The 21247-nt window shown below is 57.7% G+C and carries 20 protein-coding genes; 10 read left to right on the top strand and 10 right to left on the bottom strand.

What is annotated here, in order from left to right:
* The first annotated feature begins 54 nt into the window (after positions 1-54).
* The 10 genes from GPK94_RS03505 (at position 55) to GPK94_RS03460 (ending at position 11219) form a co-directional block, all read left to right on the top strand.
* Positions 55-1599 (top strand): sugar ABC transporter ATP-binding protein, encoded by a 1545-nt coding sequence (locus tag GPK94_RS03505; protein WP_215654471.1) that lies wholly within the window; start codon positions 55-57, stop codon positions 1597-1599.
* Entirely contained in the window at positions 1581-2573 is a 993-nt protein-coding gene (locus GPK94_RS03500) for an ABC transporter permease (RefSeq protein ID WP_215654469.1), read from the top strand. The genes GPK94_RS03505 and GPK94_RS03500 overlap by 19 nt, the downstream gene beginning before the upstream one ends.
* Positions 2574-2588: 15 nt before the next feature.
* A complete protein-coding gene (locus tag GPK94_RS03495) occupies positions 2589-3587 on the top strand; it encodes a substrate-binding domain-containing protein (protein WP_215654466.1) in 999 nt (332 codons plus the stop codon).
* 15 nt (positions 3588-3602) lie between these two features.
* Positions 3603-4265, top strand: a complete 663-nt coding sequence (locus GPK94_RS03490; protein WP_215654464.1) for a cyclase family protein — start codon at positions 3603-3605, stop codon at positions 4263-4265.
* A gap of 418 nt (positions 4266-4683) precedes the next feature.
* Entirely contained in the window at positions 4684-6228 is a 1545-nt protein-coding gene (locus GPK94_RS03485) for an ABC transporter substrate-binding protein (RefSeq protein WP_180956791.1), read from the top strand.
* A 72-nt stretch (positions 6229-6300) separates the two neighbouring features.
* Positions 6301-7227, top strand: coding sequence for a nickel ABC transporter permease (gene nikB, locus GPK94_RS03480; RefSeq protein ID WP_186962981.1), 927 nt, complete (start codon positions 6301-6303; stop codon positions 7225-7227).
* 14 nt (positions 7228-7241) lie between these two features.
* Positions 7242-8147, top strand: a complete 906-nt coding sequence (locus GPK94_RS03475; RefSeq protein ID WP_193539115.1) for an ABC transporter permease — start codon at positions 7242-7244, stop codon at positions 8145-8147.
* Positions 8148-8163: 16 nt separating this feature from the next.
* A complete protein-coding gene (locus GPK94_RS03470) occupies positions 8164-9171 on the top strand; it encodes an ABC transporter ATP-binding protein (protein ID WP_101692210.1) in 1008 nt (335 codons plus the stop codon).
* Positions 9164-10153 carry an ABC transporter ATP-binding protein gene (locus tag GPK94_RS03465; protein ID WP_195279078.1) on the top strand — a complete coding sequence of 330 codons (990 nt, stop codon included), beginning with the start codon at positions 9164-9166 and terminating at the stop codon, positions 10151-10153. The genes GPK94_RS03470 and GPK94_RS03465 overlap by 8 nt, the downstream gene beginning before the upstream one ends.
* A gap of 25 nt (positions 10154-10178) precedes the next feature.
* The gene (locus GPK94_RS03460) at positions 10179-11219 is read left to right on the top strand and encodes a M42 family metallopeptidase (protein WP_215654457.1); all 1041 of its coding nucleotides are present in this window, start codon (positions 10179-10181) and stop codon (positions 11217-11219) included.
* Positions 11220-11281: 62 nt separating this feature from the next.
* Here GPK94_RS03460 and GPK94_RS03455 read toward each other — a convergent pair whose 3' ends face one another.
* Genes GPK94_RS03455 through GPK94_RS03410 form a run of 10 tightly spaced genes read right to left on the bottom strand, consistent with a single transcriptional unit; the run spans position 11282 to position 21160 of the window.
* Positions 11282-11479: a winged helix-turn-helix domain-containing protein gene (locus tag GPK94_RS03455; protein WP_215654456.1), complete on the bottom strand. Its 198-nt coding sequence runs from the start codon at positions 11477-11479 to the stop codon at positions 11282-11284.
* Positions 11461-12618 (bottom strand): hypothetical protein, encoded by a 1158-nt coding sequence (locus GPK94_RS03450; protein ID WP_215654454.1) that lies wholly within the window; start codon positions 12616-12618, stop codon positions 11461-11463. Before GPK94_RS03450 ends, GPK94_RS03455 begins: the two co-directional genes overlap by 19 nt.
* Before the next feature lie 18 nt (positions 12619-12636).
* Positions 12637-13248 (bottom strand): flavin prenyltransferase UbiX, encoded by a 612-nt coding sequence (locus tag GPK94_RS03445; RefSeq protein ID WP_193539107.1) that lies wholly within the window; start codon positions 13246-13248, stop codon positions 12637-12639.
* Between the two features lie 43 nt (positions 13249-13291).
* Positions 13292-14623 carry a UbiD family decarboxylase gene (locus GPK94_RS03440; protein ID WP_215654452.1) on the bottom strand — a complete coding sequence of 444 codons (1332 nt, stop codon included), beginning with the start codon at positions 14621-14623 and terminating at the stop codon, positions 13292-13294.
* A 38-nt stretch (positions 14624-14661) separates the two neighbouring features.
* Entirely contained in the window at positions 14662-16008 is a 1347-nt protein-coding gene (locus GPK94_RS03435) for an amidohydrolase (RefSeq protein ID WP_215654450.1), read from the bottom strand.
* Entirely contained in the window at positions 16005-16640 is a 636-nt protein-coding gene (locus tag GPK94_RS03430) for a flavodoxin family protein (RefSeq protein ID WP_193539102.1), read from the bottom strand. Before GPK94_RS03430 ends, GPK94_RS03435 begins: the two co-directional genes overlap by 4 nt.
* A gap of 47 nt (positions 16641-16687) precedes the next feature.
* A complete protein-coding gene (locus tag GPK94_RS03425; RefSeq protein WP_215654448.1) occupies positions 16688-17593 on the bottom strand; it encodes a dihydrofolate reductase family protein in 906 nt (301 codons plus the stop codon).
* Positions 17594-18514 (bottom strand): ABC transporter permease, encoded by a 921-nt coding sequence (locus GPK94_RS03420; RefSeq protein ID WP_180956793.1) that lies wholly within the window; start codon positions 18512-18514, stop codon positions 17594-17596.
* A complete protein-coding gene (locus GPK94_RS03415) occupies positions 18507-19628 on the bottom strand; it encodes an ABC transporter permease (RefSeq protein WP_101692220.1) in 1122 nt (373 codons plus the stop codon). Before GPK94_RS03415 ends, GPK94_RS03420 begins: the two co-directional genes overlap by 8 nt.
* Entirely contained in the window at positions 19625-21160 is a 1536-nt protein-coding gene (locus tag GPK94_RS03410) for an ABC transporter ATP-binding protein (RefSeq protein ID WP_101692221.1), read from the bottom strand. Before GPK94_RS03410 ends, GPK94_RS03415 begins: the two co-directional genes overlap by 4 nt.
* Positions 21161-21247: the final 87 nt, after the last annotated feature.

The raw sequence follows: 21247 nt of genomic DNA, 5'->3' as shown, positions 1-21247 counted from the left end.
CCCCATGCTATAATCATTTTAGTCAATATCCGATAAAAGAAGGGAGGAATATGCATGGTGCAAAAACTGGTAGAAGCAACCCATATTACAAAGCTTTTCTCCGGGGTCGCCGCCATTGAAGATATTGATTTTGATCTTGAACGGGGCGAAGTCCATGCATTGATGGGAGAAAATGGCGCCGGTAAATCCACGCTCTCCAAAATTATCGCAGGAATCCACACTGCGGACGGCGGAGAATTAAAAGTGGATGGTACGGTACAGCATTTTTCCAGTGTCCGGGACGCCGTTTCCCACGGAGTATCCATTGTGACACAGGAATTCAGCCTTCTCCCTGATTTCTCCATTGCAGAAAACATCTTTCTGACCGATCCCCGGTATTACAAGCACGGTTTTCTCTCCAATCAGAAGGCCATGGCCCGGGAGACCCGGGAGCTCCTCAAGCTCTTTGGCATGGAGGAGGCCATTGATCCCTACGAGAAGGTAAACCGCCTCTCAGTAGCCCAGATGCAGGTCATTGAGATCCTGAAGGCGGTCTCCACCAAAGCCAAGGTCATCATTCTGGATGAGCCCACCGCCTCGCTCTCTGTCAAGGAGATCGAGCTTCTCTTTGACATCGTCCGCAAGCTCAAGGCCGAGGGCGTGGGCTTTATCATCGTCTCGCACAAGATCAACGAGATCTATGAGATCTCCGACCGCATCACCGTGCTCCGGGACGGAAAGCAGATCCTCAACGGTGTGCGCACCGCGGAGCTTGCCCAGGAGGATCTGATCCGCGCCATGGTGGGCCGAGATGTCACCGATCTCTACGGCACCAAGGACAAGCAGCAGATCCGGGACTTCTCCCAGGCCCCCGTGGTCTTTGAGGCAAAGCACATCACCGATCAGAACGACTATGTGAAAAACATCTCCTTCCAGGTCCACCAGGGTGAGATCGCCGGATTTTCCGGTCTAGTGGGCGCCGGCCGGACCGAACTCATGCGCGCTATCTTCGGCGCGGACCCCCGCAACGGCGGACAGGTCTATGTGGACGGCCAAGAGCTGACCGCCCATGGTATCCAGGCCGCGGTGGCCAGTGGTCTTGGCTTTGTCACGGAGGACCGCAAAAACGAGGGTCTTCTTCAGGAGCTGAGCGTTCTGAAAAATATCGGCCTCGCCAAGCTGGCCGCCCGGGGCGCCGCGGTTCTGAATAACCGCGAAGCGGAGTCCGACTGCTACCGCATGATCGAAGAAATGCGTATCAAAACCGCCAATATCGATCTTCCGGTCAAAAGTCTCAGCGGCGGCAACCAGCAGAAGGTGCTTCTGGCAAAATGGATCCTGCTCAATCCAAAGGTCCTCATCATTGATGAGCCCACCCGCGGCGTGGATATCGGCGCCAAGTCAGACATCTATGCCATCCTGAAGGATCTTGCCGCGCAGGGGATGGGCATTATCATTGTCTCCTCTGAAATCCCGGAGATCATGGGTGTGTGTGACACCATCTATGTCATGCGGGAGGGCAAGCTGACCGGGACCATGTCTGCCGATGAGGCAACAGAAGAAAAAATCGGATATTATTCCACCATCGGGGAGGAGATCGTATGCACACAGAGCAAGTAAAAAAGGGAGGAAGTCTTGGCAAGCGCATTGCCAAGGAGTATAAGACCGAGTTCTCTATGCTGGGCGTCTTTATCGTCTTTTTTGTCATTCTGAGCTTTGCGTCCCCCTATTTCTTTACCCCCTTCAACATTATGAACGTGGTGAGTCAGGTCTCTTCCACCGCACTGCTCGCCATTGGCATGACCATCGTGATCATTACTTCCGGAATCGACCTCTCCGTCGGCTCTACCCTCGGTCTTTCCGGCATGATCGGCTGTATGGTTCTCATGAACACCCAGAATGTCTTTTTGGGCGTGGCTGTCATCCTGCTGGTCGGCATGCTGGTCGGCCTGGTCAACGGCGTGCTCATCGGCTATCTGAAGCTGCCCGCCTTTATCGTGACTCTGGGTACCATGCAGATCTGCCGCAGCCTGGACTATGTGATCTCCGACGCCAACACAGCTTCTAAATTCCCCGAAATTTACAGCTTCCTGGGAAAGGGAAAGATCCAGGGCGTCTTCCCGGTCTATATCCTCTTCATCTTTGTGATGTTCGCCATTTTTATCTTCATTCTCTCCAAGACCAAGTTTGGCCGCTTCCTCTATGCCATCGGCTCCAACGCGGAATCGGCCCGTCTGACCGGTATCAACGTGAAATTCAACGTTATGATGGCCTATGTCATCTCCGGCCTCATGTGCGGCCTGGCCGCATGGATCATGACCTCCCGCCTGATGGCCTGCGATGCCACCTATGGTGACGGAATGGAGATGGATGCCATCGCTGCCGCTGTGATCGGCGGCACCAGCATGAGCGGCGGTAAGGGTACCCTGTGGGGAACCATCATCGGCGTTTTCCTGGTGGGCTTCCTCCGCAACGCGCTCAACATCCTCGGCGTGAACCCCTACTGGCAGGGCAGTGCGATCGGCGCCGTGATCGTGGTTGCTGTGCTGGCAGAGAAATTGTCCAAGCTGAAACTCAAGAAGAACCATCATTAAAAGGAGGAACATGAAATGAAAAAGAACAAGGTACTCGGTCTCTTCCTGTGCGCCGCTATGACCGCCGGCATGCTGGCCGGCTGCGGCGGTGGAGCTGGAAATACGCCCGCTCCTGAGGCATCCGGCGCCGGCGGCGGAGAAGCTGCCGCCAAGGTGGCCTATCTGACTCCCTCTCTGGATGTTCCCTTCTGGAGATATGTCCGTCACGGCGTTGAGGACGAGCTCTCCAAGTCCGGTATCGAGTGCGTCACCTATGACTCCAAGGACGACGCCAACACCCAGCTGTCCAACGCGCAGGACGCCATCACCAAGCAAGTGGACGCCATCGTCATCTCCCCCACCGACAGCGCCTCCTGTGTCTCTGTGCTCTCCCTGGCGGAAGAGGCCAATGTGCCCGTCGTGATCTGTGATATCGGCACCGACTCCGGCGAGTATGTCTCCTACATCAGCACCGACAACCTGGCCGGCGGCAAGGCCATCGGCGAGTATGTGGCCTCCCTCCTGGAGCCCGGCACCGAGGTCGCCCAGATCGCTCTGAACCAGGCCCGCATCAACGGCGTGCTCCGCAAGGATGGCTTTGACGAGGGCATTGCCAGCAACAATCTGGTGGACGTGGACTTCAAGCAGATGGAGAAGGTCAACCGCTCCGAGGGTGAGACCTTTGCCCAGGACCTGATCACTGCCCATCCCAACCTGGGCGCCATCTTCTGCCACGCCGAGGACCCCTCCATGGGCGCCGTGTCCGCGCTGGAGACTGCCGGCCGCAGCGACGTTCTGGTGGCTGCCTTTGACTGCTCCCCCGAGATCGTGGAGGCCATCCGCAATGGTCAGATCGTCGGCACCTCCGCCCAGCAGCCTGTTCTGATGGGCCGCAACGCTGCCCAGGCCGTTATGGATCATCTGGCCGGCAAAGAGGTTGAGAAGGAAATCACCCTGGATACTCTCCTGGTGACCAAGGACAACATCGACGAAGTCTATGACACCCTGGTGGAAGTGGCTCTGACCGAAGAATAAGCGAGGCGATCGGCAATGACTCCTTTCAAAAAATTCTATGACCTCTCCCAGCCGGTCTTTGACCACTGCCCGGGCTGGCCCACCTACGAGCCCACCTTGGTCAAGTACGAGGCCTGCTATGAGAATGACCGTTTCAACGCTGAGCAGATCCGCCTGAACAGCCATACGGGTACGCATCTGGACGCTCCCTTCCACTTCTTCCCCGACGGCACGACGGTGGACCAGATCGATGTGGCCGCATTTCAGGGGGATGCCGTGATCGTCGATGTGAGCAAGACGATCCAGCCCCGTCAGGGCATCGAGGTCTCTCATCTGGAGCCCTACGCCTCCGCCATCCACTCCGGCTCTATTGTGATCCTGCACACCGGATGGGGGCCCAAGCGCAGCATGGATGAGATCTATCAGCATGACTGGCCCTATCTGACCGGCGAGGCGGCTAAATGGCTGCGTGAAAAGGGCATCAAGGGCATTGCCATTGACGCCATGAGTATGGGCGGCTGGTATGAAGGGACCGGAAGACCCTGCCACGAGGAACTGCTCTCCCACGGGATCTGGATCCTGGAGGAGCTGCTGATCCCAGAGGAACTGGTTTCCATCGGCTCCTGCTATCTGATGGCCTTTCCCATCAAGCTCCAGGGCTTTTCCGGCGCTCCGGTTCGCGCAGTGGCCGCGGTATAATACTTCCGTTCTCTGCTGCCTGAACTCTTACTGAGCCTTTCTTCATCGAGCAAATCATTTACCTTCCCATCCAAAAACAACGAGGTCCGGTTCCGTTCTGTATCCGCTCCTCGTTGTTTTTGTTTTTTCACGCTCACTTTGCATGTTATCCGAATTTTTTATGCAAAAATTTCCACTTATATTAAGGTATGGTTACCCCTTCTCCATGGCTGGCAAAATATTGCGCATGTTCTCTTTGATTCTTCCTGCAAAAAATATTGTCTTTTGGGTGTAATATGATATAATTAGTTTTACCATATTCTTTTTCACAGTAGTGTGTGCTGTGGCAAGGCCTGTCCGTTTTAAAATGCAGTCCGGCTCCCACAGAGTTTCACGGTATGTTGTGAAGGGAAATTGTCGCGAAAAGAAGGGAGATATTATGAAAAGACCAACTCTGAAGAAAACCGTTAGCCTCGCATTGGCCTGCGTCCTCAGCCTGTCCCTGCTGGCCGGCTGCGGCTCCTCCGGTTCCGGAGACAACTCCGACAAGACCGTGATGACCATCGGCATCAGCTCTGACCTGTCTTCTCTGGACCCCCATCTGCAGAACGATACCGCCTCCGGCTACGCTACCCGTCATATTTACAGCACCCTGGTCCTGCTGGACGAGACCACGAACGAGTTCGTGGGCGACCTGGCCGAGAGCTGGGAGGCCGTTGACGATGTGACCTATAACTTCAAGCTGAAGGAGGGCGTCACCTTCCATAACGGCGATACCCTCACCTCCGAGGATGTCAAGTTCTCTCTGGAGCGCCAGAAGGAGTCCGCCAAGGTTGGACATCTGGTCTCCATGATCGAGTCTGTGGAAGTGGTGGACGATCTCAACTTCGTCATCCACCTCAACTCTCCCAGCAACGCGCTGATCTCCTCCCTGGCCCACATGGGCTCCGCCATTCTGGACAAGACCTACACCGAGGAGCTGGAGGCCAGCGGCAAGACTCTGGCCGACGCCCCCATGGGTACCGGTCAGTATACCTTCAAGGAGTGGGTCCCCGGCGCCTCCTTTGAGCTGACCAAGTATGATAACTACTTTGATCCCGAGCGTGCCGCGCAGAACGACGGCCTGATCTTCAAGATCATCCCCGAGGAGACCTCCCGTACCATCGCTCTGGAGAACGGCGAGATCGACGTGATGCTCAATGTGCCCGCCAATGACGCTGACCGCATCCGCGAGAGCGAGAGTCTGGCTCTGGATGAGTTTGGTTCTACCCGCAGCGAGTTCCTGCTCTTCAACGTCACCAAGGCTCCCTTCGACAATGTGAAGGTCCGTCAGGCCATGAACTACGCCATCAACAAGGACGACGTTCTCACCGCCATGGTCAACGGCGCCGGCAAGACCACCAACGAGTACTTCAACTCTGCCGCCATCGGCTATGAGGAAGTGGACGGCATCTACACCTACGATCCCGCCAAGGCCAAGGAGCTGCTGGCAGAGGCCGGCTACGGCGATGGCTTCACCTTCACCTGCTACCTGGCCGGCGATGCCCGCAACCGTGCCGCCACCGTCATCCAGGCCAACCTCCAGGAGATCGGCGTGACCATGAACATCGAGATGATGGAGTCCGCCACCTTCTATGAGCGCACCGGCAAGGGCGAGCATCAGGCTGCCATCAGCGGCTGGATTGCTAACGCCGAGCCCGACAACACCTACCGTCCTCTGTTCACCTCTTACAGCGTGGGTGACGGCGGCAACCGCTCCTTCTACAGCAACCCCGAGGTGGACGCCCTGGTGGATGACGCCGCGGTCAACCCCGATCCCGCTGCGGTCAGCGCCGACCACAAGCAGATCCTGGAGATCCTGGTCAACGACGCCATCTGGGTGCCCCTCAACGAGTGGACCGGCATGGTGGCCCGTCAGGCCAACCTGCAGGGCATCGGTCTCTCCGCCATCGGCATGGAGCGCTTCGAGGGCCTGCACTACTAATCTTTCTTCCAACTGCACGCTGCATGGGCAAAGGCTTCGGCCTTTGCCCATGCTTAAAGGAGTCAGACAACTATGTATAAATATGTGTTGAAACGACTGCTGATGCTGATTCCCGTCATCATTGGTGTGTCGTTTCTGGTATTTTTTATTATGTCCCTGTCTCCCGGTGATCCCGCCCGTACCATCCTCGGTGAGACAGCCCCGATTGAGGCCGTGGAGGCCCTTCGGGAGGAGCTGGGCCTGAACGACCCCGTTCTCAAGCGCTATGTGGACTATATGGGCGGACTGCTCCACGGAGATATGGGGACCTCCTACAAGTCCAACCGGCCTGTCTTTGATGAGATCATGGGCCGCTTCCCCGCCACGCTGAAGCTCTCCCTGTGGGGTATGCTCTTCGCTGTAGCGCTCTCCATTCCCATCGGCATCATATCCGCCACCAAACAATATTCGTTGGTAGACGGAGTGAGTATGGTGGGCGCCTTGCTGGGTGTGGCCACACCTAACTTCTGGCTGGGCCTCATCCTGATCATCGTCTTTTCTCTGAATTTGAAATGGTTCCCATCGGGTGGTATGGACGGGTGGAAAACCTATATCATGCCCGTGATTACCCTGGGTACTGGATGTATGGCCAGTATTACCCGTACCACCCGTTCCTCCATGCTGGAGGTCATCCGTCAGGATTACATCCGCACTGCCCGGGCCAAGGGCGTCAAGCAGCGTGTGGTCATTACCCGTCATGCCCTGCGCAACGCCCTGATCCCCGTCATCACGGTCATCGGCCTTCAGTTCGGTTACCTGCTGGGCGGCGCTGTGCTGACCGAGACCGTCTTCTCCTGGCCCGGCGTGGGTACCTATCTGGTCAACAGCATCAAGGCCAAGGATACCCCCTCCGTGATGGGCTGCGTGATCGTGTTCTCCATCGCCTTCAGTATCGTCAACCTGTTGGTGGATCTGCTCTATGCCTTCGTGGATCCCCGCATCAAGTCCAAGTATAAGTAAGGGAGGTGCAGACAATGAAACATACTCATGTAAGCCAGGCGGACTCCGCCTCCCTTCAGCCCGCTAAGAAAAAGCGCAGCATGGCGGCCGAAGTATGGATGCGTCTGTGCCGAAATAAGATGGCCATGATCGGTCTGGCCATCCTTCTGGTCCTGGTCTTTTGTGCGATTTTTGCCAATCAGCTGGCCGATTATGAGACCCTGGTCATCAAGCAGGATATGTCCATCCGCCTTCAGGGGCCCAGTGCAGAGCACTGGCTGGGCACCGATGAGTACGGCCGCGACATCCTGGCCCGTCTCATCCACGGCTCCCGGATCTCTCTGGTGGTCGGCCTGGTCTCGGTGAGCATCTCCCTGGTGGTCGGCGGACTGTGCGGCGCACTGGCCGGCTACTACGGCGGCATCATTGATAACGTCATCATGCGCGTGATGGATGTTCTTCTGGCTGTCCCCAGCATCCTGCTGTCCATCACCATCGTGGCCGCTTTTGGTACCAATCTGTTTAACGTTATGGTGGCCATCGGTATGTCCAGTGTGCCAGGCTATGCCCGTATCGTCCGCGCGGCCGTGCTGAGCATCAAGGATCAGGAGTTCGTGGAGTCCAGCCGCTCTATTGGTACCGGCACCCTCCGCATCATTCTCCAGGAAATCATCCCCAACTGCCTGGCTCCCATCATTGTACAGGCCACGCTGGGTGTCGCCAGCGCCATCCTGTCCACGGCGTCTCTGAGCTTTATCGGTCTCGGCGTGCAGCAGCCGGTGCCCGAGTGGGGCGCCATGCTCTCCGGCGGCCGTACCTTCATGCGCGACGCCATCCATCTGACGGTGTTCCCCGGTCTGGCCATCGTGATCACGGTCCTGGCCCTGAATTTGTTGGGCGACGGTCTGCGGGATGCCCTCGATCCCAGACTGAAGCAGTAAGGGAGGACAATGAGACATGCAAGAAAAAGAGTATAGCGTCCAGATCCGGGATCTGTCGGTCCAGTTTTCCACCACCGACGGCGTGGTCCACGCCATCAACGGCATCGATCTGGACATTGAAAAGGGCAAGACTCTGGGCCTGGTAGGCGAGACCGGCGCCGGCAAGACCACCACCGCCCTGAGCATTCTCCGCCTGATCCCCGATCCCCCCGGAGAGATTACCGGAGGCACCATCCTTCTGGATGGAAAAAATATCTTTGAGTACTCCCTTCAGGAGATGGAGGATATCCGCGGCGACTATGTGTCTATGATCTTCCAGGACCCCATGACCTCCCTGAACCCGGTCATGTCCGTGGGAGAGCAGATTGCCGAGGTCATCCTGCTCCACCAGAAGGTCAATAAAAAGGAAGCCATGGTCCGCGCCCAGGAGATGCTGGAGCTGGTCGGCATCCCCGGCGAGCGTGCCTCGGAATATCCTCACCAGTTCTCCGGCGGCATGAAGCAGCGTGTGGTCATCGCCATGGCCCTGGCCTGCAATCCCAACCTGCTCATCGCCGACGAGCCCACCACCGCTCTGGATGTGACCATCCAGGCACAGGTGCTGGACCTGATGCAGAAGCTGCGGGAGAAATACGGCACCTCCATGCTGATGATCACCCACGACCTTGGCATTGTGGCCGAGGTCTGCGACGAGGTGAGCATCATGTACGCCGGCTACATCGTGGAGCACGGCACGCTGGAGGACATCTTCGATCACACGGCCCATCCCTATACCAAGGGTCTCTTCGATTCTCTGCCCAATATCAAGCGGCGCAACGAGGAGCTCAAGCCCATTCCCGGCCTGATGCCCGATCCCACCGATCTCCCCAGCGGCTGCCCCTTCCATCCCCGCTGCAGCCACTGCCAGGAAATCTGCAAGACCCGTATGCCCCAGATCACCCAGCTCTCGGACACCCATACCGTCCGCTGTCTGGCCTATGAGCCCGATGCGGGAGTCACATTAGGAGGTGCGGACCATGTCTGATGTCATTTTGGAGGTACGCAACCTCAAAAAATATTTCCCCACCAAGAAGGGACAGCTCCATGCGGTGGACGACATTTCCTTCACCCTGGAGCGAGGCAAGACCCTGGGTGTCGTGGGTGAGTCCGGCTGCGGCAAGTCCACCACCGGTCGCGCTATCCTCCGCCTGCAGGACCCCACCAGCGGTCAGGTCCTCTTCCAGGGGAAGGATATCACCAAGTTCTCCACCCACGAGATGCGCAATCTCCGCACGGAGATGCAGATGATCTTCCAGGATCCCTTTGCCTCTCTGAACCCCCGCAAGTCGGTCAGCGAGATCATCGCCGCCCCCCTGCGTCTGCACAAGCTGTGCAAAAACAAGCAGGAGCTGGAGCGCCGGGTCATCAGCCTGATGGAGACCGTGGGTCTGAGCCAGCGTCTGATGAACACCTATCCCCATGAGCTGGACGGCGGCCGCCGTCAGCGCATCGGCATTGCCCGTGCCCTGGCCATGGACCCCTCCTTCATCGTCTGTGACGAGCCGGTATCCGCTCTGGACGTTTCCATCCAGGCTCAGATCCTGAACCTGCTGAAAAAACTCCAGCATGAGCGCGGACTGACCTACATGTTCATCACCCACGATCTGTCGGTGGTCAACTATTTCTCCGACAACATCATGGTCATGTATCTGGGCAAGATGGTGGAGTACGCCCCCAGTGAGGAGCTCTTTGCCGCCCCCACCCATCCCTACACCAAGGCCCTGCTTTCGGCCATCCCGGTGCCTGACATCCACCATAAGAAGGAGCGTATCCTCCTCCAGGGCGAGATCAGCTCTCCCATCGACCCCAAGCCCGGCTGCCGCTTCGCGCCCCGCTGCGCCTATGCCCGTCCCGAGTGCTTCGAGGTAGAGCCCAAGGTCTATCAGGTCAGCCCCCGGCACAAGGTAGCCTGCCATCTGTGCGCCGACCAGGGGCTGCCTCTGGCGGAATCTTCTCAGGGAAACTAAATGGAATTCCAGGAGGAACTGTAACATGGAACTTCAGATCGACACTCAATACATTCTGGACACCTTCCGCACGCTGGTTAACACGCCCAGCCCCGTGGGCTATTACCGGGAGATCAATCCCGTCGTGGCCCAGATGGCCAAGGAGCTGGGCTATGAGGTGACCTACGACAACCGCAATACGATCTACATCACGGTAGATGGCCAGGACAACAGCAAAACCGTTATGATCGGAGGCCACCTGGATACGCTGGGCTTCATTGTCCGCCGGATCGATGACGACGGTATGATCCGCATCCGCAATCTGGGCGGCGTCAGCCACACCAGCATGGAGAGCGAGACCGTCACCGTTCACACCCGCGACGGACGCAAATATACCGGCATCTACACCTGCCAGTCCCACTCGGTCCACGTCTTTGACGACGCCCGTACCCTGGAGCGCAATGAGCAGAATATGATGATCCTGCTGGATCAGCCCATTAAATCGCGCCAGGATGTGCTGGATCTGGGCATCCGCCACGGCGACATGGTCTCCTTTGAGCCCCACTGCACGGTGACCGATAACGGCTACCTCAAGTCCCGCTTCATCGACGATAAGGGCGCTGTGGCCTGTATCTTCGCCATGCTCAAGTATCTGACCGAGCACAATCTGAAACCCAAGTACCGCACCCTGCTGGCCTTCCCCCACTACGAGGAGATCGGCCATGGCGGCTCCTATGTTCCCCCCGAGGTGGAGGAATTTGTGGCCATCGACATTGGTCTGATCGGTCCGGACTATGAGGGCAATGAGTTCAATGTGGCCATCTGCTGCAAGGACGCCTTCTCTCCCTATGACTACGACCTGACCAGTCGCCTCATTGAGACCGCCGAACGCATCGGCTGTGACTACGCGGTGGATATCTTCTACCACTACGGCACGGACGCCAGCATTGCGCTCAAGTCGGGCAACAATGTCCGGGTTGCGGCCTTCGGCATGCCGGTCTATTGCAGCCATGCCGTGGAGCGCACCCATGTGAAGAGCCTGGAGAATACCACCAAGCTTCTGGTGGGATATGCTCTCGGACTGTAAAAACAATCAAAAAAGGGAGTGTCCCCTCCGTAGACTACGGAGGGGACACTCCCTTTTTTGTCTCAATGAATTCGGTCTGTATTCTCTGCCGCTGCGCTGCCGTAGACCTGCTCCGGACGTCCACGGCCGGCCGCCCGGTGCATATCCACCACCTGTAAAATCCCGGTCTGAGTCATGGCCTTGAGAAAATAGTTGGCGCTGCGCCGAGTGATTGCCAGCCGCTCCGCTAGCTCCTGGGAGGTCAGGCGGCCGTTGGGCATGGCGCCCAGCACTTCCAGCACCCGGTTGATGGTGGCCTGTGAGATCCCCGCGTGGCTGGACATATAGGAGAACACGGACGGCGATGGTGGAGCGGCTTCCCCTCCGCCCAGAGGACCAATGAGGACATCCTGCTCATTGACCAGATAGCTCCCCCCGATACCTCGGATTCCCGGGTGGCCGTAATGGCATTGAGACGGGCCTGATAGATTCCCTGCCCGATCCCATAGCCCACAAAGATCCGGAAGTCCAGCCGCGCATTCAAAAAGGTGCTGAGCTCACACACGGTATATTCCCGGGTGCACTGGGCCACCGTCTTTCGGTCGGTGAGGATATCCACTCCAAAGTGGCTGCGGCGGAAGAGCATGTCCTCCGCCTTGCTTCCAAAATAGTCCATCAGGCTCTGCTGGAGCTGAAGCAGCCGCTGCTCATAGAGGCTTTCCACCGTATAGGCCGGATTGGGCATCCACAGATTCACATGGATCTCGGCCGCCTGGTAGTCCTGGAGCTGGCGCATCTCGATCTCCCGCTGGGCCTGGGCACAGGCGGAGCGGATGCTGTCGATGCTGGGAAACGGATAAAAAATCTGTACTCCACGCTGCCGCAGCATCGGGAGCAGGCCGCTGTACCGGGTGATGATCCGTTCAAACTGCCCGGTCTCCCATACCTCCAGCAGCTTTTGGAACTGCCGGTATTCCCCCCGCAGGAATTCCTCCGGGGTCTGCTCCCGTCCGGCATCCATGCTCACCGAGAGTGGGATTCCGTGGTCCTCTGTGAGAAAGCTCGGAATGCTCAGGTGAAGCTCATCCAGAAAATCGGCGTAAATCCTCTGAAAGTCCAGATCGGGCTGCTCCTGCTTGAGCCGCCAGAAGAGCCGGTGGACCTCTGCGTCGTTGATCCCCATGGGGACCACCACCCGCCGGTCCCGGGGAAACATGTGCCGGAAAGCGCTGCCAAATCGGTTGCCGCTGGTGATCACGCCATCCACTTCCCGCGGGATCTGCCGGAAAAACCCGTCGATCTCCTCAAAGGGATGGTAGGCATAGATGGAGAAGGTTGCGTCCATCCCCAGCTGGGGCAGGACCCGCTCTAGATGCGGCTTCACATATTCCGTGGTGATAAATGCGATCTTATGGCGCATCCTCTTCCCCTCTTCCGGTCAATCGATCCCCTCCCAGCGGCGGATGCTGTCGTCGGACCGCCCCAGCTGGTCCAGGAGCCGCCCAGCGAAGAAGTCGGCCAGCTCCTCCAGGGAGGAGGGAGCATGGTAGAAGGACGGGCAGGCCGGCATGATGACCGCGCCGCACTGGGAGAGGGTGAGCATATTTTGCAGGTGGATGGTGCTGAAAGGGGTCTCACGGACCGCCAGGACCAGCTTTCCCCGCTCCTTGAGCACCACGTCGGCAGCACGCTCCAACAGATTGTGGGAAGAGCCGTGGGCAATGGCGGAGAGGGTGCCCATGGAACAGGGCACCACCACCATTCCGTCGGTGCGGAAGGAACCGCTGGCGATCCGGGCGCCGATGGCGTGGATGTCGTAGTACCGCAGCTCCTCTCCGCACTGGAAGCGGCTGCGCAGCGCGGCCTGGATCTCCTCGGGCGCGGCCCCCTCCGGCCACTGCCAGGACAGCTCCTCCCGCACGACGATCTGTCCGGCCCGGGTCAGGCAGAGATGGACCTCACACCCGGCCTTCAGCAGCCGCCGGATCACCGCCTCGGCATAGAGCGAGCCGCTGGCCCCTGTGATCCCTACGATATACCTTCCGCCCATACGGACTCTCCCTTCTCCCGCGGCTCCGGTCCGGACCGGCCGCTTATACGTACTGACTCAAATCGACCTTGGGATAGCGCACCCGCTCCAGGCAACGGCTCTCCTCATTCAGCGTGGCGTCAATGCCCATCTTGGTCTGCACGCCCCGCTCGTCGGAGCAGGGGTCCAGCTCATGCCCCTGGGCATTGGGCACATAGAAGATATCCCGCTCGGGCACCACCCGGTTAGACACCGCCCACATCACATCGGCCGGGTTATAGATATCCACATCCTCATCCACCACGATGACATTCTTGATGTTCACATAGGTCATCATGGCCGCCAGAGCCACATTTTTGGGCTCGCCGGGGTTCTTCTTCCGCAGGCGGACCAGGGCCAAAAATCCAGATCCATAGGGCGGAATGTGGACATCCAGCACGCCGCTGCTCACATAGCTGGTGAATTTCTTCAGCAGGGGCTCCCGGGGAAGCACATTGCCCAGATTGATGTGCTCAAAAGAGGCGCCGTTGATGGTCTGATAGATGGGATCGGCGCAGTGGGTGATGGCGGTCACATGGATGACCGGGCTGTTCCAGGGGGCACTGTAATGTCCGGTGAACTCACCCAGGGGGCCCTCCAGCTCTCTGGTGTTGGGGAGGATCTCACCCTCGATGACGAACTGGGACTCGGCGGGTACATAGATGTCGTTGGTGATGCATTTGACCACCTGCATGGGCCGGCCCCGGATGGCTCCGGCGATCTCCATCTCGTCCCCGTCGTAGCGCAGTCCGGCGCCCACATAGACCACCGGGTCGGCGCCGATGGAGATGGCAATGGGAAGTGGCTTGCCCTCCGCCTCCGCCTCATTGTAGAAGTCCTTGAGGTGCCGCCACTCGTTGATCATGATGCTGATCTTGTCCTTGCCCTTCACATGCATCCGCTGGAAGGAAAGGTTCTGACGGGTCCCGTGGAGCTCCTTGGATACGATGACGCCGCCGGTGATGATGGGGCCGCCGTCCTTGGGTGCATGGACCGGAACCGGCAGCTTGGTGACGTCCACCTGGTCCCCCGTCTGGATGTAGGCCTGGCAGGGCGCACTCTCCACGATCTGAGGCTTGATGGGACGGTCCAGGCATTTGGCCAGGAAATCCGTGATCTCCTCTTTTTCACAGCCCAGTGCCACCGCGATGCTGTCCATGGACCCCAGGAGGTTGCCGCACACACCGAATTGCTTGTCCTTCACATGGGGAAAATAGCCCGCCCGTCCGCTGGGTTCCAGCGTGGCGATGAGGGAACCGATCTCGTGGTTCCAGTCCACTTCCTTCTCGGTGGTAAAGAGCAGGTCCCGCTCCTTCAGGGCCTGGAGAAATGTTTTGAGATCCCCAATCTGGTTCATATTATCATACTCCTTTTTTCGCTCCATTTCTATGTTTCCTACCGAATCCGACAGAGCAAATCATCCGCCATACGCCGCGCCTGTACAAGAATGGCGTCCTCGTCTCCTTTTGTCAGTATACCACATTCTAATACAGTCTGTCCCTGGATGACAACGGTATCAATGGCTCTGTGATCTCCGGAATAAACCAGAGCCGCCTCCGGGGTCCCGCAGACCGGACAGGCGATTGGGCTGTGCATGGGGTCGTAGAGAAAGAAATCCGCCGCCTTGCCCACTTCAATGGAGCCGATCCGGTCCCCAAGCCCCAGCGCTCTCGCCCCCTCGATGGTCGCCATGCGCAGCATCTCTCCGGCGGTCATAGCCTGCGGATCACGGTGTACCACCTTTTGCAGCAGGGCTCCGCTCTTCATGGCCTCTAACATATTATTGTTATTGTTGGAGCCGGCGCCATCCGTTCCCAGCGCCACGGCGAGTCCCCGCTCTTTCAGCTCCCGAACGGGAGCCGAACCGGATGCAAGATACATATTGGAAACCGGGTTATAGGATACCATGACGCGGTACTGCTGATATTTTTCCATCTCAGCACTCCCCAGCGCGACGGAGTGTACAGCCAGCAGATCAGGGCCCAGCAGTCCCGCCTCTTCAAACCATTCGATAGCCGGCTTTCCAAAACGCTGCTGGCTTCCCGCTTCGTCGGAACCCGTCTCGAAAAGGTGCATCATGATGGGTGTCTCCGTGGCATCGGCATAGCGGCGGGTCTCCCGCATCAGGTGGTCACTCAGCCCCCAGCTTGCGGCCGGGGCAAGCCATACGGTAATCATCCCATCCGGCTGTACATAACGCGCCTTCAAATCTTCCACATCCGCAAAGATATGCGCGGCGTCCTCCACCACTTCGGCCCGGCCGATATCCCGATATCCCCGTCCATAGACCATGCGTACACCCATCTGTTTTGCCACGTCCAGCTCTACGCGGCCCAGCCCGGGTACCGGCTGATGCTGCATATAATCCGCGACTGTGGTCACACCACTGTGGATGGCCTCCAGCAGACCCAGCGCGACGCCGGCCTCCATGTGCTCCTCCCGCAGGGCTGCGCCCACCGGTGCCATGGCTTTTGGAAACCATTCCTCCAAGCTCAGATCGCTGCCCAGTCCCTTGGTCAGCTCCTGGTACAGGTGGGTATGGGTGTTGACCAGCCCCGGAAAGAGGTATTTTCCACCGCCATCCAGGATCTCTGCCCCCCGCTCACGTGCTATCTGCTCCACATGGGCGCTCTCTCCCACCGCGGCAATGGTCCCATTCTCATACAGAATGCCACCGTCGGGCCAGACACGATCCTGATCATCCACCGTCACAATATGGACATGCAGATAGGCCTTTTTCATTTGTTTTCACACCCATCCTGATAAGCCTGCTTCCCCAATGTGTAGATATAGCAGACCTCTGCCAGTTTCCGGCCCAAATCCCGTACGGTCTTCAGACCGATCTCATCCTGTGCAGCTGCCTGTGCACCTCCATCCTGGGACCACACCTTTGCTCCTGTATAACCGCCCGATTCATTGGTCACCATGTTCATAGCCCGAGTTCCAAACAGGTGGAAAATGTCGTCGATCGTCGTCTCCTGGCCCCCATTCCGGGTTCCGCCCACGGCAATGGCCGCCACAAATTTGTTGCGCAGCATACCAGGGTAGCAGTGCATGGCCGGCCGCATCCGCGAGGCGATAGCATGCAGCTGAGGGGTAGCGGTCATCACATAGACCGGAGAGGCCACCAACACACCGTCAGCGTGGATGATTTTCTCAAAGAGCTCCTGCATGTCATCCTTGATACAGCACCAGGTCTTTTCCCGTTTGCAGTAGCCGCATCCGTTACAGGGTGCAATTTTTTTCCCACGCACTGAAATAAGCTCCGTCTCAATTTCCGGAGAAAATTCCGCAGCCGCCTTCAGCCCCTGCTCCAACGCATATTGTGTCGCCCCGTCTCTCGGGCTGCAGCACAATCCCAGAATTTTTACCATGGTCCATTTCCACCCTTTCCTCTTGCTGTTTCAGGTACTATTTCACCTTACCATCCATAATGGAGTTTTTGTCGGGTATATAGAAATCCCCGGTGATACCCCACGCTGAGAATCTCTGCATGGGGATGTTGTTTGACCGTAAAGCCGGCGTTTACACCCAGCGCGGTCATACCGCCCGCCATGACGCCGGAGTAGTTGAGCATGTATTCGTCCAGAAGTCCCTTACTGATCAGGTGCCAGAGATAGCCCGGTGCCTCCACCGATACATACTCCAGACCACAGGCCCGGAGGAAGTGCAGCAGCCCTGCCGTGTTGGGCTCCTGTTCCCCTACCGCTATGATCTGCACTTCTTCCAGTCCTTTTCTCAGGTCGGTAGGTCCGCTGAGAACGCGGCTGGGCCGGTTTAGCCGGCTTTGCAGCCGCTCCGCCCCCTGGACGGAAGTCAGAATCACCGGTTGCTCACTTCTTGTAAAGATAGCGTGCTCTACCGGAATATCCATTCCGTCCACCGACGGAATGAGCGCCAGCGGCGCTTCCCCGGTTCTCCCCAGCGCAGGCCGCACCTGGATCAAATCCGGATCGGCGATCTCGGAACACCACATTTTATGCATCCGGGCCCGCAGGGTCCCCGCGCCCAGAATCACGCCGTCGGCATAGGTCCGGCAGACCTGCATGATCCAAAAATCGGTCTTTGCCCCTACCGGATCAAAGCGGTTCTCCTTCGAGATCAGGGTCCCCTCCGGATCGTCCGGAAAGCCCATTTTCCCGTCAAAGGAGAGCACCATACACCCATACAGATAGGGGCGCTCTTCCGGCGGAGCGGGGAATCTCAACTCTCCCAGTACGGTCCGAATTTTCTCTGGCGTGGCCCCATCCCTCGAAGGCCCCTGTCCGGCAGAACTCCCTTCGGGGTAATACATCGTGAAGCGCATCTCCTGTGCTGAAAATCCCATTTACCGCTCTCCCTTGACAAACGGCTTGCCCATTGCCTTGGGTCCGACCGTTCTGCCTACTACACCGGCCAGCACTATCATGGTCAGCAGGTAGGGCAGCATCTGGAAGAACTGCTGGGGAATTTCAATGCCCAGCGCCTGGAGGCGAAGCTGCACCGCTTCCGCACCGCCAAAGAGCAGGGAGGCTCCCATGATGCCGATGGGATTCCACTTGCCTACGGTCACCGCAGACCAGGCCACATAGCCGCGTCCGGATGTCATGTTTTCCATAAACACGGATACCTGTCCGAGCGAGAGGGCCGCGCCGCCCAGTCCACCCAAGATACCGGCCAGCAGAATGGCGATATAACGCATCCGGTTTACATTGATGCCCAGGCTGTCCGCCGCATGGGGCTGCTCACCTACCGAGCGCAGGCACAGTCCAAAAGTGGTGCGATTGAGCAGATACCAAATCAGCGGCACCAGCAAAAAGGCCAGGTAGACCAACAGATTTTGTTGGAAAAATACGCCCACTACCGGAAGAGAGGAGAGGCCCGGAATCTCTACGCTCTGAAAGGCCTCCACCGAGGAGGGCTGTCCATCGGGATACAGCACCGTACATAGGTAGCTCGTCAGTCCAAGAAAGAGCACATTAATACCGGTACCCGCCACGACCTGATCTACCTTGACCGTGATGCTCATAATGCCAAGAACCACCGCTGCGGCCAACCCGCCCAGCATTCCAAGCAGTGCGCCCACCCAGGGATTTCCGGACAGGTAGGAGCCATACACACCAAAAAAGGCCCCCATGATCATAATGCCTTCCATGGCGAAATTGATGATGCCGCTGCGCGCAGTAAACAGTGCTCCCAGGCTGGCAAGCATAATGGGGCAGGCCATTCGAACCATTGCCTCAAGAAAGCCGCTTACGATATCAAGCATGCTGTTTTGCCCCCTTTTCCTTTGCATTCCGCTGGATAATCCGAATGGTAAACCGGCTGAGCAGTGCCTGCATCAGAACAAACAGGATGACCAGACCCTGGATGACATTGACCAGAGACACCGGTACCTGAAGCGTACGCTGCATGGTATTGGCACCGGTACGCAATGCTCCGAAGAAGATGGCCGCAATGGTCACACCCACCGGATGCAGACCGCCCAGCAGCGCAACTGCCATGGAATCAAAGCCGTAGCTGGAGCTGAAACCATTCATCAGCCGGTGGTGGATACCCATGATCTCCACCGATCCCGCCAGACCGGCAAAGGCACCGGAGAGGAACATGGCCAGCACCATGTTGCGCGCCACATTGATGCCATTCGTCTTTGCCGCGATGGGATTGTTTCCCACGGCCCGCATCTGATAGCCCAGCGGCAATTTCCAGAGGAGCATATATACCAGGACCACCGACACCGCAGCCAGAATTACACCCAGATGCATCCGCGTCCCCGGCAGGATGATTGGAAGCCACGCGTTTTTTCCCAGCAGGTCAGACTGCGGATAGTGCCCGGCCGCCTCCTGAATGGGCCCGTCCACCAGATAGGCCACCAGATAGGTCGCCACATAGTTGAGCATGATCGTATTGATAACTTCCGAGACACCCAACTTCGCCTTGAGCAATCCGGCGATACCGGCCCAGATTCCTCCGCCGAGGATTCCTGCGATCATGGCCATGGGAATGACCACCGGAGCGGGAAGGCCGCCCAGGTTGACTCCCACGATGGTGGCCATCAGCCCGCCCATAATAATCTGTCCTTCCGAGCCTACCGAGGTCAGGCCAGTGCGGTAACAGATTGTCAGGCCCAGGCCAGAGAGCAGCAGGGGCACCGCTTTGATCAAGGTCTCGGCCACACTGTTTTTCGTGCCAAAGGCGCCTTTGATCATGCACTGAAAGGCCGCAATGGGCGACTTTCCGGAAAGTGCAATGATAATCCCCGTTACAAGGATGACCAGAAGCAGTGCAATACCAATTCCCAGCACTTTTTGAAAGAGAGGGCTCTCCGTCCGTTTCTTGCGCTCCACGCGCACTTGCGTTCCACCAAAATTCATACAGATCATGCCGTTTCACCTGCCTTGCTGTTTGTCCGCTTGGTTCCACCCATCATCAGACCGATTTCGGTATAGTCGATTTCTCCGGGAACAAACTCTCCCATGATCTCCCCTTCATTGATGACCAGTACGCGGTCGGATACGGCCAGCACCTCATCCAGATCCGCCGAGATCAGCAGCACGCCCGCCCCTTTTTCCTTTTGCTCCAGCAACTTCTGATGCACAAAGTCACTTGCGCCAATGTCCAGACCGCGCGTGGGCTGGACCGCCACAACCAGTCTCGGGTCCTGTGCAAACTCCCGTGCAATGATGATCTTCTGCTGGTTGCCGCCGGAAAAAGACCGTGCCAGCGCATCTGGGTCCCGCGGTCTCACGTCATATTCCTCTACCAGCTTTTTTCCGTTCTCTTTGACCTGCCGGCTGTTGAAGAGATGGTTTTTGGTAAAGGGCGGGCGGTCATAACAGTTGATGATCATGTTTTCACTGGCACTGAAATTCATGACCAGTCCCTGTGTCATTCGCTCCTCCGGAATATGGGCAAATCCCTGTTCGATCCGTTTTCGGGTCGGCATTTTTGTAATCTCTTCGCCCCGGTAATAGACGCTTCCCGATTGGGTCGGCAACAGACCCATAATGACCTCTGAGAGCTCCAGCTGTCCATTTCCGTCCACACCCGCAATGCCAAGCACTTCACCCTCTCGAATATGCATGGAAACATGTTTCAGGGAGGATGCCAGATGGGCGCCCTTGGCGCAGACATCCTTCAGTTCCAGGATATTCTGTGCTGTGGTTACCGGCGTCTTCTCATACTCCAGAGATACCCGTTTTCCGACCATCATGGCGGCCAGATCGGCTTCCTCCACATCCTTGGTCATGACGGTGGAAACCGCCTCTCCGCTGCGAAGTACGGTGACCCGGTTGGAGATCCGCTTGACTTCCCACAGTTTGTGGGAAATGATGATAATGGATTTCCCCATCGATACAAACTGCTGCAAGATCTCAAAGAGTCCCTCTACCTCCGGCGGTGTCAAAACTGCCGTGGGCTCATCCAGAATCAGGATATCCGCGCCCCGGTAAAGGGCCTTGACCAATTCCACTCTCTGCTGTGCTCCAACCGAGAGATCGGCCACCTTGGTATCCAACTCCAGTTGGAAATGATATTTCTCACACAGCTCTTCCACCTGTGCTCTAGCCCGACTCAAGTTCATCGGGGTAATGCGGCACTCCTGTCCCAAAACAATGTTTTGCAGTACGGTCAGCGGGGGTACCAGCATAAAATGCTGGTGCACCATGCCGATATTGTGGGCAATTGCATCTTTGGGGTTGCTCAGTTTTAACGGCTTACCATGGAGCAAGATCTCGCCTTCCTCCGGATTGTAGATCCCATACAGGCAATTCATCAGCGTCGTTTTACCTGCGCCGTTTTCTCCCAGCAGGGCATGTACTTCGCCCCGCTCCAAATCAAAATTGACACTCCGGTTTGCTACCAATTTTCCAAAACGCTTGGTGACATTGCGCATTTCCAGAATTTTTTCTGCCATTCGCGTTTTCCCCCACTCTATTCTGATCATACGGCTGCAATTCTTTTTCCGCTCAGCTACCGCATCTGTGCTCAGCACATACTCTAT

Origin of the sequence: Pseudoflavonifractor sp. MCC625, from assembly GCF_018784545.1 — a bacterium.
Lineage (GTDB): Bacteria > Bacillota > Clostridia > Oscillospirales > Oscillospiraceae > Pseudoflavonifractor_A > Pseudoflavonifractor_A gallinarum.
This window is presented reverse-complemented; position numbering and strand designations above follow the sequence as displayed.

Excerpts from the sequence above, each read along its gene's own strand:
- GPK94_RS03460 (WP_215654457.1), top strand. The coding sequence starts at position 10,179 with ATGGAACTTCAGATCGACACTCAATACATTCTGGACACCTTCCGCACG.
- GPK94_RS03415 (WP_101692220.1), bottom strand. The coding sequence starts at position 19,628 with ATGATCTGTATGAATTTTGGTGGAACGCAAGTGCGCGTGGAGCGCAAG.
- GPK94_RS03475 (WP_193539115.1), top strand. The coding sequence starts at position 7,242 with ATGAAACATACTCATGTAAGCCAGGCGGACTCCGCCTCCCTTCAGCCC.
- GPK94_RS03465 (WP_195279078.1), top strand. The coding sequence starts at position 9,164 with ATGTCTGATGTCATTTTGGAGGTACGCAACCTCAAAAAATATTTCCCC.
- nikB (WP_186962981.1), top strand. The coding sequence starts at position 6,301 with ATGTATAAATATGTGTTGAAACGACTGCTGATGCTGATTCCCGTCATC.
- GPK94_RS03410 (WP_101692221.1), bottom strand. The coding sequence starts at position 21,160 with ATGGCAGAAAAAATTCTGGAAATGCGCAATGTCACCAAGCGTTTTGGA.
- GPK94_RS03500 (WP_215654469.1), top strand. The coding sequence starts at position 1,581 with ATGCACACAGAGCAAGTAAAAAAGGGAGGAAGTCTTGGCAAGCGCATT.
- GPK94_RS03485 (WP_180956791.1), top strand. The coding sequence starts at position 4,684 with ATGAAAAGACCAACTCTGAAGAAAACCGTTAGCCTCGCATTGGCCTGC.
- GPK94_RS03490 (WP_215654464.1), top strand. The coding sequence starts at position 3,603 with ATGACTCCTTTCAAAAAATTCTATGACCTCTCCCAGCCGGTCTTTGAC.
- GPK94_RS03430 (WP_193539102.1), bottom strand. The coding sequence starts at position 16,640 with ATGGTAAAAATTCTGGGATTGTGCTGCAGCCCGAGAGACGGGGCGACA.
- GPK94_RS03440 (WP_215654452.1), bottom strand. The coding sequence starts at position 14,623 with ATGAACCAGATTGGGGATCTCAAAACATTTCTCCAGGCCCTGAAGGAG.
- GPK94_RS03435 (WP_215654450.1), bottom strand. The coding sequence starts at position 16,008 with ATGAAAAAGGCCTATCTGCATGTCCATATTGTGACGGTGGATGATCAG.
- GPK94_RS03420 (WP_180956793.1), bottom strand. The coding sequence starts at position 18,514 with ATGCTTGATATCGTAAGCGGCTTTCTTGAGGCAATGGTTCGAATGGCC.
- GPK94_RS03505 (WP_215654471.1), top strand. The coding sequence starts at position 55 with ATGGTGCAAAAACTGGTAGAAGCAACCCATATTACAAAGCTTTTCTCC.
- GPK94_RS03470 (WP_101692210.1), top strand. The coding sequence starts at position 8,164 with ATGCAAGAAAAAGAGTATAGCGTCCAGATCCGGGATCTGTCGGTCCAG.
- GPK94_RS03495 (WP_215654466.1), top strand. The coding sequence starts at position 2,589 with ATGAAAAAGAACAAGGTACTCGGTCTCTTCCTGTGCGCCGCTATGACC.
- GPK94_RS03425 (WP_215654448.1), bottom strand. The coding sequence starts at position 17,593 with ATGGGATTTTCAGCACAGGAGATGCGCTTCACGATGTATTACCCCGAA.
- GPK94_RS03450 (WP_215654454.1), bottom strand. The coding sequence starts at position 12,618 with ATGCGCCATAAGATCGCATTTATCACCACGGAATATGTGAAGCCGCAT.
- GPK94_RS03445 (WP_193539107.1), bottom strand. The coding sequence starts at position 13,248 with ATGGGCGGAAGGTATATCGTAGGGATCACAGGGGCCAGCGGCTCGCTC.
- GPK94_RS03455 (WP_215654456.1), bottom strand. The coding sequence starts at position 11,479 with ATGCCCAACGGCCGCCTGACCTCCCAGGAGCTAGCGGAGCGGCTGGCA.